Annotated in this window: 14 protein-coding genes and 1 pseudogene; 7 read left to right on the plus strand and 8 right to left on the minus strand. The window is 60.6% G+C overall.

Features of this window, described 5'->3' with window-relative positions; translation table 11 throughout:
* Entirely contained in the window at positions 1 to 1,242 is a 1,242-nt protein-coding gene (locus AC1DIH_RS22935) for a TIGR03862 family flavoprotein (protein WP_477773395.1), read from the minus strand.
* 348 nt (positions 1,243 to 1,590) lie between these two features.
* On the minus strand, positions 1,591 to 2,511 hold the full coding sequence (locus AC1DIH_RS22940; protein WP_071553190.1) for a histone deacetylase family protein: 921 nt from the start codon (positions 2,509 to 2,511) through the stop codon (positions 1,591 to 1,593).
* 77 nt (positions 2,512 to 2,588) lie between these two features.
* On the opposite strand from AC1DIH_RS22940, the gene AC1DIH_RS22945 reads away from it, so the two are divergent.
* The 3 genes from AC1DIH_RS22945 to AC1DIH_RS22955 all read left to right on the plus strand — a co-directional run bounded on the left by AC1DIH_RS22945 (position 2,589) and on the right by AC1DIH_RS22955 (position 4,723).
* On the plus strand, positions 2,589 to 3,158 hold the full coding sequence (locus AC1DIH_RS22945) for a GNAT family N-acetyltransferase (protein ID WP_477773396.1): 570 nt from the start codon (positions 2,589 to 2,591) through the stop codon (positions 3,156 to 3,158).
* A gap of 105 nt (positions 3,159 to 3,263) precedes the next feature.
* The gene (tesB, locus tag AC1DIH_RS22950; protein ID WP_054594173.1) at positions 3,264 to 4,133 is read left to right on the plus strand and encodes an acyl-CoA thioesterase II; all 870 of its coding nucleotides are present in this window, start codon (positions 3,264 to 3,266) and stop codon (positions 4,131 to 4,133) included.
* Positions 4,130 to 4,723, plus strand: coding sequence for an HAD family hydrolase (locus tag AC1DIH_RS22955; protein ID WP_477773397.1), 594 nt, complete (start codon positions 4,130 to 4,132; stop codon positions 4,721 to 4,723). The genes tesB and AC1DIH_RS22955 overlap by 4 nt, the downstream gene beginning before the upstream one ends.
* A 118-nt stretch (positions 4,724 to 4,841) precedes the next feature.
* On the opposite strand, the gene AC1DIH_RS22960 is transcribed toward AC1DIH_RS22955, so the two are convergent.
* Positions 4,842 to 5,807, minus strand: a complete 966-nt coding sequence (locus tag AC1DIH_RS22960; RefSeq protein ID WP_477773398.1) for an alpha/beta hydrolase — start codon at positions 5,805 to 5,807, stop codon at positions 4,842 to 4,844.
* Positions 5,808 to 5,909 (minus strand): annotated as a pseudogene (locus AC1DIH_RS22965) (neutral zinc metallopeptidase); the annotation flags it as partial.
* A gap of 342 nt (positions 5,910 to 6,251) precedes the next feature.
* Here AC1DIH_RS22965 and AC1DIH_RS22970 point away from each other — a divergent pair.
* Together AC1DIH_RS22970 and AC1DIH_RS22975 are read left to right on the plus strand one after the other, a co-directional pair.
* Positions 6,252 to 7,028: an IclR family transcriptional regulator gene (locus tag AC1DIH_RS22970; protein ID WP_477773399.1), complete on the plus strand. Its 777-nt coding sequence runs from the start codon at positions 6,252 to 6,254 to the stop codon at positions 7,026 to 7,028.
* Between the two features lie 170 nt (positions 7,029 to 7,198).
* Entirely contained in the window at positions 7,199 to 8,098 is a 900-nt protein-coding gene (locus AC1DIH_RS22975; protein ID WP_477773423.1) for a DMT family transporter, read from the plus strand.
* 6 nt (positions 8,099 to 8,104) lie between these two features.
* On the opposite strand, the gene AC1DIH_RS22980 is transcribed toward AC1DIH_RS22975, so the two are convergent.
* Together AC1DIH_RS22980 and AC1DIH_RS22985 are read right to left on the minus strand one after the other, a co-directional pair.
* The gene (locus tag AC1DIH_RS22980) at positions 8,105 to 9,727 is read right to left on the minus strand and encodes a methyl-accepting chemotaxis protein (protein ID WP_477773400.1); all 1,623 of its coding nucleotides are present in this window, start codon (positions 9,725 to 9,727) and stop codon (positions 8,105 to 8,107) included.
* A gap of 96 nt (positions 9,728 to 9,823) precedes the next feature.
* Positions 9,824 to 11,176: an MFS transporter gene (locus AC1DIH_RS22985; protein WP_477773401.1), complete on the minus strand. Its 1,353-nt coding sequence runs from the start codon at positions 11,174 to 11,176 to the stop codon at positions 9,824 to 9,826.
* Positions 11,177 to 11,894: 718 nt separating this feature from the next.
* Between AC1DIH_RS22985 and quiC the strand changes: the two genes are divergently transcribed.
* Together quiC and AC1DIH_RS22995 are read left to right on the plus strand one after the other, a co-directional pair.
* Complete coding sequence (gene quiC, locus AC1DIH_RS22990; protein ID WP_477773402.1) at positions 11,895 to 13,796, plus strand: 3-dehydroshikimate dehydratase QuiC; 1,902 nt, start codon at positions 11,895 to 11,897, stop codon at positions 13,794 to 13,796.
* A gap of 102 nt (positions 13,797 to 13,898) precedes the next feature.
* Positions 13,899 to 14,576, plus strand: a complete 678-nt coding sequence (locus AC1DIH_RS22995; protein WP_477773403.1) for a TetR/AcrR family transcriptional regulator — start codon at positions 13,899 to 13,901, stop codon at positions 14,574 to 14,576.
* Positions 14,577 to 14,644: 68 nt separating this feature from the next.
* Here the strand turns inward: AC1DIH_RS22995 and AC1DIH_RS23000 are convergent, their stop codons facing one another.
* On the minus strand, positions 14,645 to 15,499 hold the full coding sequence (locus AC1DIH_RS23000; protein WP_477773404.1) for a shikimate dehydrogenase: 855 nt from the start codon (positions 15,497 to 15,499) through the stop codon (positions 14,645 to 14,647).
* Between the two features lie 5 nt (positions 15,500 to 15,504).
* A complete protein-coding gene (aroQ, locus tag AC1DIH_RS23005; protein ID WP_477773405.1) occupies positions 15,505 to 15,945 on the minus strand; it encodes a type II 3-dehydroquinate dehydratase in 441 nt (146 codons plus the stop codon).
* Positions 15,946 to 15,999: the final 54 nt, after the last annotated feature.

Below are 15,999 nucleotides of genomic sequence, written 5' to 3' on the forward strand. Positions count from 1 at the left end.
TCAGCTTCTGTGTTTCAGCCACTCCACCATCCCCAACCCCGCCACTCGCCCACTGGCGAAGCACGCGGTCAGTAGATAGCCACCCGTTGGCGCTTCCCAATCGAGCATTTCCCCCGCGCAGAACACGCCAGGCAGTTGCTTGAGCATCAGCTTTTCATTCATTGCCTCGAACGTCACGCCGCCGGCGCTGCTGATGGCTTCGTCCAATGGGCGGGTGTTGACCAGTGTCAGCGGCAAGGCCTTGATCGCGTTGGCCAGCAAAAGCGGCTCAGCGAAGCATTCGGCGGGTGTCAGTTCGCGTAGCAGTGCAGCCTTGACGCCGTCGAGGCCGAGCTGGCTGTGCAAGTGTTTGGCCATGGAGCGTGAACCGCGGGGTTTGCTCAGCGCCACCTGGATTCTATCCACAGGCCTGCCGGGCAGCAGGTCGAGATGAAGGGTGGCCGAGCCGCTCTGATTGATGGCTTCACGGATCGGCGCCGACAACGCGTAAATCAAACTGCCTTCGATGCCGGTGGCGGTGATCACGCATTCGCCGAGTCGCGGGACATCGTCATTGAGGCCAATGGCGATATTTTTCAGCGGGGCCCCGGCGAATTTGCTGACCATCAGCTCGCTCCAGGCCTTCACCTCGAATCCGCAATTGCTCGGTTGCAGCGGCGCCAAGGCGACTCCGCGTTGTTCCAGCGGCAGCATCCAGGCGCCATCCGAGCCCAAACGCGACCAACTGCCGCCACCCAGCGCCAGTAACAACGCATCGGCGCTGATCGCCTTCTCGCCCTCGGGGCTATCGATACGCAGGCTGCCATCGGTATTCCAGCCCAGCCAGCGGTGGCGGGTGTGGATAACGACGCCGGCATCGCGCAGGCGTTTGAGCCAGGCGCGCAGTAGCGGGGCGGCTTTCATGTCGGTCGGAAACACACGGCCAGAGCTGCCGATGAACGTTTCGATACCCAACCCATGAATCCACTGGCACAGGTTCTCAGCCCCGAATTCGCGCAGCAACGGGGCGATGTGCGGGGCGCGCTCGGCATAACGCGCCAGAAATGCCGGGTAGGCTTCGGAATGGGTAATGTTCATGCCGCCGACGCCGGCCAGCAGGAATTTGCGACCCACCGAGGGCATGCCGTCGTACAGATCGACCTTGACCCCGGCCTGGCTCAGCACTTCTGCGGCCATCAGGCCGGCAGGGCCGCCGCCGATGATGGCGACGTGGTGAGGGAGGTTGGCGGAGGGCTGGGTCATGGTGTGAGCTGCGGTTCGGCGGAATAGGGCGGGCATTCTATCAGCACAGGACTGCGGCCGTAGCAGCTGCCGAGCCCGCGAGGCTGCGTTAGGTCTGGGCCGCATCCGGACGAAGCGGTTGTGAGATCAGGCAGCGTTTTCTTTCAGGAAAACCGTGTACCCAGGATTTGCGAGGACTTCGTCCTCGAACGCAGCCTCGCGGGCTCGGCAGCTGCTACAGGGTATGGGATTGAGCTGGTTAAAAAGTGCTCAATGGCTTACAGGCTATACGCGCTATAGCCTGTAGGTCCTTTCACTCAGGTTATCCACAGGCCGTTCCACAGGCATTGTGGGTAAAGCATCCACACCTCAGTGACAACCTGATGACTGCCAGACCCGCTGTGCGCTGTGATGGAGGATGCCGTGGCGTCGCGCCAGGGCCTGGCGGTCCTTGCTGTAGCCGCCGCCGATCACCCCGACCACCGGAATGTCGCGCCCCAGGCAATGGCGCAGTACGCTTTCGTCACGGGCGGCGACGCCTTCATCGGTCAGTTTCAGGTAGCCCAGCGCGTCATCTTTATGCACATCGACACCGGCGTCATACAGCACCAGGTCGGGCTGATAGAGTGGCAGCAGGTAATTCAACGCGTCATCGACGACTTTCAGGTAATCCTCGTCGCCCATGCCCATGGGCAGCGGAATATCCCAATCGCTTTTGGCCTTGCGTGCAGGAAAGTTCTTTTCGCAATGAAGGGATACCGTCACGGCGTCCGGGGTATGTTCCAGTATGCGTGCAGTCCCATCGCCTTGGTGCACGTCGCAGTCGAAGATCAGTACCCGGCCAACCCGACCGCTTTCCAGCAGGTAATGGCTGATCACCGCCAGGTCATTGAAGATGCAGAAACCTGCCGGGTGATCGTAATGGGCGTGATGCGTACCGCCGGCCAGATGGCAGGCCATGCCGTGTTCCAGCGCCTGCTCGGCGGCCAGCAATGAGCCGCCGACCGCGCGCACGGTGCGTCGGGCCAGCGCTTCGTTCCACGGCAGGCCGAGCCGCCGCTGGTCTTCGCGGGACAACTCGCCGCCCATGTAGCGTTCGATATACGCAGGGTCATGGGCGAGGGCGAGAATCTCGGTCGGGCAGATTTCCGGGCGCAGCAACTGGTGATCGGCAGTCAGGCCACTGTCCACCAGGTGATCGCGCAGCAGTCGGAACTTGTCCATGGGAAAGCGATGTTCCGCCGGGAATTCGGGGCTGTAGTCTTCGTGGTAAATCAGCGGCAGCGACATGGCGATTTCATGGAGTGAATGAGTGAAGGATCCTACCAGCGATGTAGACTTGTTTGCAGGGGAACGGAGGGGGAACGATGGAGCCGATACTGCAACTCGAGAGCGCGCGGCTGCTGATGCGCCAATGGCGCGATGAGGATTTACCGGCGTTTGCGGCGATGTGCGCCGATCCGCAGGTCATGCGCTACTTTCCGGCGCCCTTGAGCCGTCTGGAAAGTGCGGCATTGATCGGGCGAATCCGTGGTCATTTCGCTGAGCATGGTTACGGCCTGTGGGCGCTGGAGCGCAAGGACACCGGCGCGTTTATCGGTTTTACCGGATTGGCGGTGGTCGGGTTCGAGGCTGCTTTCACCCCGGCGACCGAAATCGGCTGGCGTCTGGCCCGTGAGCATTGGGGGCTGGGCTACGCCAGTGAAGCGGCCTGGACCGCTCTGCGTTGCGGCTTTGACCGTTTGGCGCTGGACGAAGTGGTGGCGTTTACCACCGAAGCCAACCTGCCGTCGCAGAAAGTCATGCAAGCCATTGGCATGCATCACGACCCCGCGGCGGATTTCGAGCACCCCAAACTGGCGGCCGATCATCCGCTGCGCCGCCACGTGCTGTACCGCATCACCCGCGAACAATGGTTGGAAACCTTGCATGGATAAGCTCTGCGGGATGTTTACAATGGGCTCATGGTTGGCCCTGGCCACTATCTGAATCGACCGCGCAGCCAAGACTGCGCGGCATTGCTCTGTGTGAGGAGAGTCTGAATGAGCCATGTGTTGGATGATCTGGTCGACTTGCTGACCCTGGAACCGATCGAAGAAAACCTGTTTCGCGGTCGCAGCCAGGACCTGGGTTTTCGTCAGCTGTTCGGCGGCCAGGTGTTGGGCCAGTCCCTTTCCGCGGCCAGCCAGACGGTCGAAGACGCGCGCCATGTGCATTCGATGCACGGTTATTTCCTGCGTCCGGGTGATGCGGGTATGCCGGTTGTCTATCAGGTGGATCGGGTGCGCGATGGTGGCAGCTTCAGCACCCGCCGCGTGACGGCGATCCAGAAGGGCAACCCGATCTTCACCTGCAGCGCATCGTTCCAGTACGACGAAGAAGGCTTCGAACACCAGACCGCGATGCCGCAAGTGGTCGGCCCGGAAAACCTGCCGTCGGAGCTGGAAATCACCCAGCAACGCGCGCATTTGATTCCCGAGCACATGCGTGAAAAGCTGCTGTGCCCCAAGCCGATCGAAGTCCGCCCGGTGACGGAGAAAGACCCGTACAACCCACAACCGGCCGACCCGATCAAGTACGTCTGGTTTCGCGCCGACGGTGCGTTGGCCGACTCGCCGGCGCTGCATAAATACCTGCTGGCCTATGCCTCCGATTTCGGTTTGCTGACCACCTCGATGTTGCCGCACGGCAAATCGGTCTGGCAGAAAGACATGCAAGTCGCCAGCCTCGATCACGCCTTGTGGTTCCACGCCGACCTGCGCGCCGATGACTGGTTGCTGTACGCCATGGACAGCCCTTGGGCCGGCAATTCTCGCGGCTTCTCACGCGGCAGTGTGTTCAACCGCGCCGGCAAGCTGGTGGCATCGGTGACGCAGGAAGGCCTGATTCGTCATCGCAAGGATTGGGCATGAGTCTCTCCGAGGTGCGGCATTGGGTGTTCGACATGGATGGCACGCTGACCGTGGCCGTGCATGATTTCGTGGCGATTCGCCAGGCGCTGGCGATTCCCGCTGAGCACGACATCCTCACCCATCTTGCGGCGCTGCCGGCCGATGAAGCCGCAGCGAAACACGCCTGGTTGCTGGAGCATGAACGCGACCTGGCCCTGGGCTCCAAACCGGCTCCCGGTGCGGTGGAACTGGTGCGTGAACTGGCCGGGCGCGGTTATCGCCTTGGCATCCTTACGCGCAATGCTCGCGAACTGGCCCATGTCACGCTTGAGGCGATCGGCCTGGCGGACTGCTTTGCGGCAGAGGATGTGCTGGGTCGTGATGAAGCACCGCCCAAACCGCATCCGGGTGGCCTGCTGAAACTGGCCAAGGCCTGGGACGTAGCGCCGAGCGAGTTGGTGATGGTCGGCGATTATCGCTTCGACCTGGATTGCGGGCGCGCGGCGGGGGCACGGACGGTGCTGGTGAATCTGCCGGAAAACCCGTGGCCTGAATTGGCCGATTGGCATGCGCGCGATTGTGTGGTGTTGCGGCAGATGTTGTCGGCTTGAGGGATTTGTTGTCTGGTCAACCGCTATCGCGAGCAAGCTCGCTCCCACAGGTGTTATGCGATCCCCGGTGGGAGCGAGCCTGCTCGCGATGGGGCCATATCGGGCGACCTGCTTCCAGCTACTGAAACAATGCCTTCAGCCCCTCGGGCGAGGTGAACATCTTGTCCCCGTTATGCCCGACGCCGGGCACTTCGATCAGCCGCTGATTCAACCCTTCGGGATGGCGCTGCTGCAGGTAGTCGAAATAGCGATGCCCACGCACCAGCCGAGACGCGCCCTGCGTCTCGGCAGCGCAGCTTCTGTCGAGTGCCGGGTGATGCGGATTGGTGTCTCGCTGACCGAGCAAATAGGTGATGTTGCGCTGGACGTAGCCTTGCTCCAGTTGCTGCGGCGTTTGCCCGTTGGCGTAGTCCGGCAGTTTCAGCAGTCCGTACTTCCAGTCATTGAAGCCGGGGCAGCGCGCGGTATTGAACGGCACCGGCCGCTGCTCATCGAAATACGCATACGAAGACGGGTTGGCGATCACATAGCGCACGCTGACGCCCGCCGCTTGCAGTGCCGGCTGATCGTGGCCGAGCAGTGCATAACGTTGCACCACTTGTGCGCCACCGGAATGGCCGGCGATGACGACTTCTTTCAGGGTTGGAAACTGCTGGCGATCACTCAGGCGTTCCAGAATCTTGTCGAGCACCGCATAAGAACTCAGCGGATTCGCTCCGATGGACAGCTCGCCGGCCATCCAGTCATCACCGCGCCAATGCAGCAGGCTGTCGGGCAATTGATGGCGTGCGATGTCGCTTTCATTAAGAAACTGCGGCGCAATTACCAGGGTGGTTGCGCTTTGTCCTGCCTGCTCGGCGGCTCTTTCCGAGCTCTGGCGGTAGGTTTCGGCGTTGCGCAAGCGCCCGTGAATCACGATCAGTACACGCTGGATTTGCGGTGACGACTGGCTGATGCCAACCGCCAGTTCGGCGTCGCCCATGTTCAGCCGACCAGGGCTGATGACCTTGACCGCCTGCTCGGCAGCCAGCAGGTTGGCGCTGCCGAATAACAGCGCGAATACCAGCAGCCAGCGCGTGCTCATTTAGAGGCTCTTCGTCGCGAAGGTGTCGCATTTACTGACCTGGCCCTGGGCAAAGCCGGTCTTGAACCAGCGAACCCGTTGCGCCGACGTGCCATGGGCGAAATCGCGGTCACCACCGCCAGCATCCTCACCGCGAGCATCGACCACGTTGTCACTGCGACGGCCTTTTTTCCATAGCATGTGGGAATCCTCTGTTTACGCGTGGTGATGAGTGTTGCTGGTGAGTGGGATAGGCGCCAGGTGGATGCTCAGACTATGCCGAATGAAAGACAGTATGGCATTCACCTGCAAAACCGATGGCGGCAGACGAACTTCGGCGAACGTTTCAGGCATCACGCTGGCTCTTTGGTTCCCTTGCCGGTCACGGCTGAACGCCGCAGTTCCACATTTTGCATTCATCCGCTTGTCTTCTAGAATCGGCCAAATTTCGTCTGGAATCCCACCATGGCCGGCAGTCAAATCGAACGCGTCTTCAGTGTGCTGGAAAGTCTTACCAGCGACCCGCGAGGCCTGCCGATGCAGGTGTTGGCCGAGCAGCTGGAAATCCCGAAAAGTGCCACTCACCGCTTGCTCGCCGAGCTGATCCGACTGGGTTACGTGCGGCAGAATCCGGACAACCTGCGGTATCACCTGTCGACCAAACTGGTTGCCATGGGCTTTCGTTACCTGTCGAGCAGCGGCGCGGATATCGTCCAGCCAGTACTGGATCGGTTGGCCCAGGAAACCGGGGAGCTGGTGCGATTGGGGGTGATTGAAGGCGAGCGTCAGACCTGGATCGCCAAGTCCCAGGGTGCGCGCTCGGGCTTGCGTTATGACCCGGACATGGGCCGCGATGCACCGTTGTTCTACACCGCCTCCGGCCATGCGTGGCTAGCGAGTATGAGCGACGCAGAGGCCTTGTCGCTGGTGGAGTGTCAAGCTGCCGATGTACCGTCGGACCTGGGACCGAATGCGCCACGTTCCACTATCGAATTGCTCGAACGCCTGCGCCTGGCCCGCGAACACGGCTATGCCTGGGTTCAGGAGAGTTCGGCAGTCGGCACCTCGGCAATCGCCGCCGTGGTGCGCCATCCGCTGAATGGGCGGGTGGTCGGTGTGCTCAGTGTCGCCGGACCGAGTGCGCGGCTGCCCGAGTCTCGACTGCATGAACTGGCGCCGCTGTTGTTGCAGTTTGCCCAGGAGTTGTCGGTGGCGAGTCAGGCGTCGGAGTTGTTCAACTGATCACCATCTTCATGTAGAAACTGTGCGCTGTTCGAACACTATTGGTGTTTTCATGTGTGAGAAACTGGAATCAAGTTCTAAATTGTTGGAATTCGATGTCCTGACAATCATCACTAGAGGATTGCACTGTGAGTTCGCCACTTCGCATCGGGTTGAGCAGTGCCGGGACTATTGGCCAGCCGCATTCCCAAGCTGTATCGAGCACTCCGCTGTCCGGTATCAATCAGCCCTTCAAAGGCATCCTGTTGATCGTTGTTGCGACCTTTCTGTTTTCCACTCACGACGCCTTGTCCAAATACCTGTCGGGCCTCTATCCGGTGATTATGGTGGTGTGGGCGCGTTATCTGGTTCACACGCTACTGATGGCCGGGATTTTTCTGCCGCAATCAGGCTTGCGTGTCCTGCGCACAAAACGCCCGTTGCTGCAGTTGCTGCGGGCCTTGTGCTTGCTTGGCACCAGTCTGCTGTTCACCACGGGCCTGTTGTTCATCCCATTGGCAGAAGCCACGGCGGTCAACTTTCTCGCGCCGGTGTTGGTGACTGCGTTGTCGGTGCCCTTGCTCGGCGAGCGGGTGACGCGGGGGCAATGGCTGGCGGTGATTTGCGGGTTTATCGGCGTGTTGATCATCGTCCACCCCGGCGGCGATTTGTTCACTCCGGCGGTGTTGCTGCCGTTCTGCTCGGCGTTGTTCTTCTGCTTTTACCAACTGTTGACGCGCAAACTCAGCGAGATCGACAGCCCGACCACCAGCAACTTCTTTGCCGGTTTGTGCAACACCCTGGTCATGAGCGCACTGGTGCCGATGTTCTGGCAAGTGCCGAGTTTTACCCACGGGCTGTTGATGCTGGCGCTGGGTAGCTGCGGGATGACCGCGCATCTGCTGCTGACTCAGGCGTTTCGGCATGCGGCGCCAGCACTGCTGGCGCCCTTTGGTTACTGTCAGATCGTGTTTGCCGGACTGCTCGGCTGGCTGCTGTTTTCCCACACGCCGAGCCTGACCACGGTGATCGGCATCGCGATCATTTGCCTCAGCGGTCTGGCGGCGGCCTGGCAACAGCGCAGAAGCTGATTGCGCTCAAAACCTGAAACGCACCACCAGGTTCTGCAAACCGGCCGCCAGTTGCGACAACTCCCGACTGGTGGCGCTGGTCCGGGTCGACGCGTCGGCGCTGGCCAGCGACAGGTCGCGGATGTTCAGCAGGTTGCGATCGACCTCTCGGGCCACTTGAGCCTGCTCTTCCGAGGCGCTGGCGATCAGCAGATTGCGCTCGTGGATCTGCTCCATGGCGCGGGTGATTTGCGCCAGGGCCACGCCGGCCTGTTCGGCGATCGACAAGGTCTTGGCCACGCGCTGGCTGTTGCCGTGCATCGACAGCACCACACTGTCGGTGTCGCCCTGTACCCGGGCGATCATCTGCTCGATTTCCCGGGTCGACTGCTGAGTGCGGTGGGCCAAGGCTCGCACTTCATCGGCGACCACGGCAAAACCGCGCCCGGCTTCCCCGGCTCTTGCCGCCTCGATGGCGGCGTTGAGGGCCAGCAGGTTGGTCTGTTCGGCAATGGCGCGGATGACGTCCAGTACTTTGCCGATTTCCCGGGATTGTCCGGCCAGGGTCTGAACCTGTTGCAGCGCGGTGCCAACGTCGGCACTCATGGCCTGGATCGAATCGAGGGTCTCGATCACTCGCGCCTGACCCTGAGTGGCCTCTATCGTCGATTGGCGCGTGGTGTCCGAGGTCGAGACCGCGTTGCGTGCCACTTCTTCGACGGCGACGGTCATTTCATTGACCGCCGTGGCGGCCTGCTCGATTTCGTTGTGCTGCTGTTGCAGGCGACTGGAGTCCTGCCCGGTGTTCTGGCTCATCTGCTGCGCCGCACCGTTCAGTTGGTTCGACGTATCACTGATCAGTTGCAGGGTGTCGCGCAGGCTGTTTTGCATGCTGGCCAGGGCCCTGAGCAAACGGGCGGTTTCATCGGGCCCCTGGCTCTGGATCGGTGCACTCAGGTCACCGTCAGCGACCTGCTCGGCCACACGTACAGCCTGACGGATGGGCATGACGATGCTGCGGATCAGCAGCCAGGCCAGGCATGAGGTCAGCAGGGCAACAGCGATCAGTGCGCCGATCACGGTCATTTTTACCTGGGCGTAAAGCGCGTCGGCATGGCTGGCCGATTGACTGACTTCGCTGGCGGTGAGGTTCATCAGCTCGGTGAATTGATCGCCGGTCTGGGTCGAGTAATCCTGGATTTTTCCGTTGAGCAGCGCGCTCATGTCCTCGCTGCGATTTTGCCGGGACAGTTCTTCGTATTGATCCAGAGCCTGCCGGTAGCTCTTTACAGTGCTGACAAAGGTTTCGTACTGCACGCGGTTGTAGTCATCGACCAGGGGCGCGAATTTGGTCAGCGTTTGCTCAAGCCAGCCTTCCACCTGATGCAGGCGGGCGATAGTGGCGTCGAGTACCTTGGGCTCGCGGTTGAGCGCCATGCGCAGGCTGAGCACGCGAATGCTCAGAATGTAGTCGCGGATTTCCCCCAGGTAGCGTGTGCTGGGCAGGGAGACGTTTTCGGTGTGCTGGCCGGTGGCGCGCACTTCGGCCACCTGCTTGAGGGCAAACAGTCCTTGCAACAACACCAGCAGGGCGATTACGCCGAAGCTGATCAGCGCACGTTTGGCGATGCTCAGGTTACCCAGAGACATGGTATGAGCTCCGTGGACGGAAAAAAGAGGGACGAAATCGGCAACCGTGCAAATAAAAAAAGCAGGCCTGAAACCAGGCCTGCGAAAGAGGAAGTGTCAGTTGTCGATTTTCGGAATCTTGCGCGGTGCCATGAAGTACAGCCAGATCAGCGCGATGAAGTACATCGCCGGAATCATGGTGAACAGCACGGTGTAGTTGTTATTGGTGATGGTCAGGATGTGCCCGACCAACTGGGTCATGAACATCCCGCCAATGGCGGCGCACATGCCACCGAAACCGAACACCGTGCTCATCATGTGCTTGGGGGTGTAGTCCATCACCAGGCTCCAGATGTTCGCGGTCCAGGCCTGGTGCGCGCCGATGGCCAGCGAGATGGCAAACACCGCGACCCACAGGTTGCTGGAGCCGGCGGCCATGATCACGCCGATGATGCAGCAGGCGAACAGCAGCATGGACATCAACCGGGCCTTGATCGGGTTGACCCCGCGGCCGATCAGGAACGAGGACAGAATGCCGCCGCCCACGCTGCCGAAGTCGGCCGTCATATAGATGATGATCAGCGGAATACCCATTTGGGTCACGTTGATGCCCAGGTTGTATTGCTGGTTGAGGAACGGCGGCAGCCAGTACAGGTAGAACCAGAACACCGGCGCGGTCATCGAGTAGGCGAGGGCGAAGGCCCAGGTGCCACGCATCCGCAGGATCCGCGAGAACGGTACGCGGGATTGTTCCGGTTCGGCTTCGTGCTGGATGTAGTCCAGTTCCGATTGCTTCACCGACGGGTGATCTTCCGGGTTGAAGTACTTCAAGCCCCAGAACAGCAGCCAGATACCGCCCAGTGCCGACATGCACAGGAACGCGGCTTGCCAGCCCCAGACCTGGAGGATCAGCGGCAACAGCATCGGCGTGAACATGGCGCCGACGTTAGTCCCGGCATTGAAGATGCCAGTGGCCACGGCACGCTCACCGGCAGGGAACCACAGGCGGGTGGTTTTCACGCAGGCCGGGTAGTTGGCGGCTTCGGTCAGCCCGAGAATAAAGCGGCAGACCATAAAGCCCAGGGCCGAGGTCGCCAGGCCATGGGCGCCGGTCGCCAGGCTCCAGAGCAGCACCGCGAAGAAGAACACGCGCTTCACGCCGATCCGGTCGATCAGCCGGCCTTGCAGCACGAAGCCGACGGCGTAACCGACCTGGAACCAGAAGTTGATGTTGGCGTAGTCCATCGCCGTCCAGCTCATTTCCTTGGCCAGGATCGGCTGCATGACGCCCAGCGCGGCGCGGTCGATGTAGTTCAGGGTGGTGGCGAAAAACACCAGCGCCAGCATGCCCCAACGGGTTTTGCCGACCGCCATGGCGCCACGGATTTTGTCGCCGATGCCGCCGGTCGCGACGCCCAGGCTTGAGGCCGTGCGGGCGCTTTCTGTGTGAGAGCTCTGAGAAGGAATCATCTGTGCCATCCGTTCAATGACTGACAAGCAAGGCTCGTCGGGACTTCATGGGCGCGTGATCAATCGTCGGGGTGCGCAGATACGCAGGGTGAAAACAATGATTGATCGGCTGAGTGTTTGTGTTGGCTCAGTGTTGGCTGAGGCAACCAAAGCGCGTGTTCAGCATGCGGGCCGGGTTCGGTCGCAGGCGCCAGAAAGGTTCGAAGGCGGTTGGCGGTTGGGCGCCAGGCACGGGGAGTGAAGGAGAGAGCAACGGAGCAAGGCGTTGAATGCAAGCATGAGCGTGTACCCGATTTTTGAATTTTTTATGGTGTGTTCTGGGTCGTTGGTCACTTCGACCGGTGGTTCATGACCGGAATCGATGTGCTGCCGATGGTGCGCAGTGAGCGAAAAATCGTCAATTCGCCAACCGCCATTTTGTTCGATAATCGCACAGTAAACTAACCGGTTGGTACACTTTGCGTTGCTCGGATCATTCATGCAGCCAATAATTTGCCCCAAGTCAAACGCAAGCCCTTGTAGCAGCTGGCGTAGCCGGCGTTCGGCTGCGAAGCAGTCGTGAAATCAGACGATGCGGTGAGTCAGGAGGACCGCGCACTCAGGATTTACGACTGCTTCGCCCGAGCGCGGACCGAGCCGAACGCAGGCTACACCAGCTGCTACAAAAAGCGGTGTCGTGCCTCTAACAAGATCAACCCATCCCACCGGGAGTCGAAACATGCAGCGTTCCATTGCCACCGTTTCCTTGAGCGGTACCCTGCCGGAAAAACTCGAAGCCATTGCCGCCGCGGGTTTCGATGGGGTGGAAATTTTCGAGAATGACTTGCTGTACTACGACGGTAGCCCGCGTGAAATCAAACAGATGTGCGCTGACCTCGGCATCGCCATCACCCTGTTTCAACCCTTTCGTGATTTCGAAGGCTGCCGCCGCGACCGCTTGCCGCGCAACCTGGAGCGCGCCGAGCGCAAGTTCGACCTGATGCAGGAACTGGGCACCGACCTGGTGCTGGTGTGCAGCAACGCCTCGGCCGACAGCGTTGGCGATGAGCAGATTCTGGTCGACGATCTGCGACTGCTGGCCGAGCGCGCCGGGGCTCGTGGCTTGCGGATCGGTTATGAGGCGCTGGCCTGGGGCCGGCACGTGAACACGTATCAACAGGTCTGGAACATCGTCCGCCAGGCGGATCATCCGAATCTGGGCGTGTTGCTGGACAGTTTTCATACCTTGTCGCTCAAGGGGGATCCACGGGCTATCGCGGACATTCCCGGCGAGAAGATTTTCTTTGTGCAAATGGCCGACGCGCCGATACTGGCCATGGACGTGCTGGAGTGGAGCCGACATTTTCGTTGCTTCCCCGGGCAAGGCGAATTCGACTTGCCGGGTTTTCTCGCACCGATCATCCAGAGCGGTTACACCGGGCCGCTGTCGCTGGAAGTGTTCAATGACGGTTTCCGCGCCGCACCAACACGCGCCAATGCCGCCGATGGTCTGCGCTCCTTGCTGTATCTGGAAGAGAAGACCCGAGCGCGTTTGCAGCAACAAGCGACGCCGACACCGAACCTCGACATTTTGTTCGCCACGCCGCCGGCCAGTGAGTACGACGGCATCGAGTTTCTCGAGTTCGCGGCGGACGAAAGCCTTGGCGCCAAACTCTCGCATTGGCTGGAGCGACTGGGTTTCGTCAAGGCCGGTGAACACCGCTCCAAGAACGTTACGCTGCTGCGCCAGGGCGATATCAATCTGATCCTCAACTCTGAGCCCTATTCGTTTGCCCACAGCTTTTTCGAAGCGCACGGGCCGTCATTGTGCGCGACTGCGGTGCGGGTCAAGGACAGCGCCAGTGCGCTGGCCCGGGCGGTGGCGTACAAAGGGCAACCCTATCGCGGGCTGGTCGGCCCCAATGAACTGGAACTGGCGGCAGTCCGTGCGCCGGATGGCAGCCTGATTTATCTGGTGGATGAACACGCCGATGTCTACGGCACCGACTTCAGTCTGCATCCGACGGCCGCCACTGGGGGGGGACTGAAAAGGATCGACCACATGGCGATGGCGCTGCCGGCGGACAGCCTTGACAGTTGGGTGCTGTTCTACAAGAGCCTGCTGGATTTCGAGGCCGACGATGAAGTGGTGTTGCCTGATCCTTACGGCCTGGTGAAAAGCCGCGCGCTGCGCAGCCGATGCAGTTCGATCCGTTTGCCGCTGAATATTTCTGAGAACCGCAACACGGCGATCTCACATGCCTTGTCCAGTTATCGCGGTTCCGGTGTGCATCACATTGCCTTCGACTGCGACGATATTTTCGCTGAAGTCAGTCGCGCCAAAGCCGCCGGCGTACCGCTGCTGGACATCCCGCTCAACTATTACGATGACCTCGCGGCACGCTTTGATTTCGATGACGAGTTCCTCAGCGAGCTCGCCTATTACAACGTGCTGTATGACCGCGATGCCCAGGGCGGTGAGCTGTTTCATGTGTACACCGAGCCCTTTGAAGGGCGCTTCTTCTTCGAAATCATCCAGCGCAAAAACGGCTATGCCGGATATGGTGCGGCCAACGTCGCGGTGCGCCTGGCGGCGATGGCGAAATCACGCAGCGGAGGCGTGCGTCACGCCAAGTTGTAGGAAATTGGTAAATGCATGGGTAAAACGGCCATGGCGAAGCTTCCTTCACTGCCGCGTGCGGCCCATAATCGCCAGCTGTGCAGTGAAGGCCATGAGCCCGGAATGAGAATGACCACAGAACTCACCGTCGCGCCCGACGAACCCTCGATCGAGCCGCGCAAGAGTCGCAAGAACAACCCGGAAAAGACCCGCGAGAACATTCTTCAAGAAGCCATTGTCGAGTTCGTCCAGCAGGGTCTGTCCGGTGCTCGTGTCGATGCGATCGCCGAACGCATCCACACCTCGAAACGGATGATCTATTACTACTTCGGTAGCAAGGAACAGCTCTACGTCGAGGTGCTGGAGAAACTTTACGGCGACATCCGCAGCACTGAAAATCGCTTGCACCTGGCTGAGCTGGAACCGCGTGAGGCGATTCGGCGGCTGGTGGAGTTCACCTTCGATCACCATGACCGCAACGTCGATTTTGTGCGCATCGTCAGCATCGAGAACATTCACAACGCCGAGTACGTGAAACAGTCCGAAGCGATCAAGGCGATGAACAATACGATCCTCGATTCGCTGGGCGTGATTCTGCGTCGCGGTGCCGAGGAGGGTGTATTCCGCAGTGGGCTGGATCCGCTGGACGTGCACTTGTTGATCAGTTCGTTCTGTTTTTACCGGGTGTCGAACCGTCATACCTTTGGTGAGATTTTTCAGATCGACTTGCCGGACGAAACGATCAAGCAGCGTCATCGGCAGATGATCTGCGAGTCGGTGCTGCGTTATTTGCAGGCCTGAAGCTCAAGCCAGCAGAATGCAGATCGTTCCCACTCTCGTGGGAACGATCAACTTGCCTGCGATGCTGTTCAGCCATTCATGCTTTGAAAATGCGCGAGCATCCGCTGTGCATCCGGCACCACCCCGCTGAACAACTCAAAAGCCTTTACCGCCTGAAACACCGCCATGTTGCCGCCATCCAGAGTACGGCAGCCCAGGGCGCGGGCGTTGCGCAGCAGTTCGGTTTCCAGTGGAAAGTAAACGATCTCCGCGACCCACAATTCAGCCCGCAGCAATTTCACTGGCACTGGCATGCCGGGCAGTTTGGCCATGCCCATCGGTGTGGTGTTCACCAGTCCATCGGCCTGCGCCAGTGCGCTGGTCAGATCGCTGCCGGCACAAGCCCGGCCGCTGCCGAAATGCTGATTGAGATTATTCGCAAGGCTTTGCGCGCGGCTGACGTCCACGTCGAAAATACTCAATTGCTGCACGCCTTCGCTCAACAGCGCGTGGGCCACCGCAGCCCCCGCACCACCAGCGCCCATTTGGACGACGCGCTCGCGGGCAGCATCCTTCAAACCACGGCGAAAACCTTCGGCGAATCCGAGGCAGTCGGTGTTATGCCCAATGCGTTTTCCGTCCTTGAGCACCACGGTGTTGACGGCGCCAATGCCTCGGGCTTCCGGTGAGAGTTCGTCGAGCAGCGGGATGATCGCCTGCTTGCACGGAAAGGTGATGTTCAGGCCGGTGAAGTTCATCCGCTCGGCTGACATCAGCAGGTCGGGGAGCGCACCGCTGTCGAGTTTCAGCTGATCGAGGTCGATCAACCGATATAGATAGCGCAGGCCTTGGGCATCACCTTCGCGCTCATGCAGGGCCGGGGTTCGAGACGCCTGGATACCGGCGCCGATGAGTCCTGCGAGTACTGTGTTGTTCTGCGACATGTGGCTCATCCCTTCAGGCGTTGACTGAAATGCTCCAGCGCCAGGCGATAGCCGTGGCTGCCGAATCCGCACAGGATGGCGGTGGCGATGGCCGACACGAACGAGTGGTGACGGAAAGGCTCGCGAGCATGCACGTTGGACAGGTGCACTTCGATCACCGGTAACTCGCTGGCGACCAGCGCGTCACGGATCGCTACCGAAGTGTGCGTCCAGGCTGCCGGGTTGATCACGATTCCGGCGCAACGACCGCGTGCCGAGTGAATCCAGTCGAGCAATTCGCCCTCGTGGTTGGTCTGGCGAAACTCCACTGCCAGGCCGAACTCCTCGGCGGCGCGACCGCACAAGGCTGAAATGTCGGCCAGGGTTTCATGGCCATACGTCGCCGGCTCACGGCTGCCGAGCAGGTTCAGGTTCGGGCCGTTGAGCACCAGAACGATAGGGGACATCAGGGGCATCTCCATTGTTATTGTGGGCGTGGGTCGAGGGGGACCCGCCTGTGC

The sequence above is a fragment of the Pseudomonas sp. 05N36 genome (genome assembly GCF_056397385.1).

Coding starts and splice junctions, on each gene's coding strand:
- AC1DIH_RS22935 (WP_477773395.1), bottom strand. CDS start 1,242: ATGACCCAGCCCTCCGCCAACCTCCCTCACCACGTCGCCATCATCGGC.
- AC1DIH_RS22940 (WP_071553190.1), bottom strand. CDS start 2,511: ATGTCGCTGCCGCTGATTTACCACGAAGACTACAGCCCCGAATTCCCG.
- AC1DIH_RS22945 (WP_477773396.1), top strand. CDS start 2,589: ATGGAGCCGATACTGCAACTCGAGAGCGCGCGGCTGCTGATGCGCCAA.
- tesB (WP_054594173.1), top strand. CDS start 3,264: ATGAGCCATGTGTTGGATGATCTGGTCGACTTGCTGACCCTGGAACCG.
- AC1DIH_RS22955 (WP_477773397.1), top strand. CDS start 4,130: ATGAGTCTCTCCGAGGTGCGGCATTGGGTGTTCGACATGGATGGCACG.
- AC1DIH_RS22960 (WP_477773398.1), bottom strand. CDS start 5,807: ATGAGCACGCGCTGGCTGCTGGTATTCGCGCTGTTATTCGGCAGCGCC.
- AC1DIH_RS22970 (WP_477773399.1), top strand. CDS start 6,252: ATGGCCGGCAGTCAAATCGAACGCGTCTTCAGTGTGCTGGAAAGTCTT.
- AC1DIH_RS22980 (WP_477773400.1), bottom strand. CDS start 9,727: ATGTCTCTGGGTAACCTGAGCATCGCCAAACGTGCGCTGATCAGCTTC.
- AC1DIH_RS22985 (WP_477773401.1), bottom strand. CDS start 11,176: ATGATTCCTTCTCAGAGCTCTCACACAGAAAGCGCCCGCACGGCCTCA.
- quiC (WP_477773402.1), top strand. CDS start 11,895: ATGCAGCGTTCCATTGCCACCGTTTCCTTGAGCGGTACCCTGCCGGAA.
- AC1DIH_RS22995 (WP_477773403.1), top strand. CDS start 13,899: ATGAGAATGACCACAGAACTCACCGTCGCGCCCGACGAACCCTCGATC.
- AC1DIH_RS23000 (WP_477773404.1), bottom strand. CDS start 15,499: ATGTCGCAGAACAACACAGTACTCGCAGGACTCATCGGCGCCGGTATC.
- aroQ (WP_477773405.1), bottom strand. CDS start 15,945: ATGTCCCCTATCGTTCTGGTGCTCAACGGCCCGAACCTGAACCTGCTC.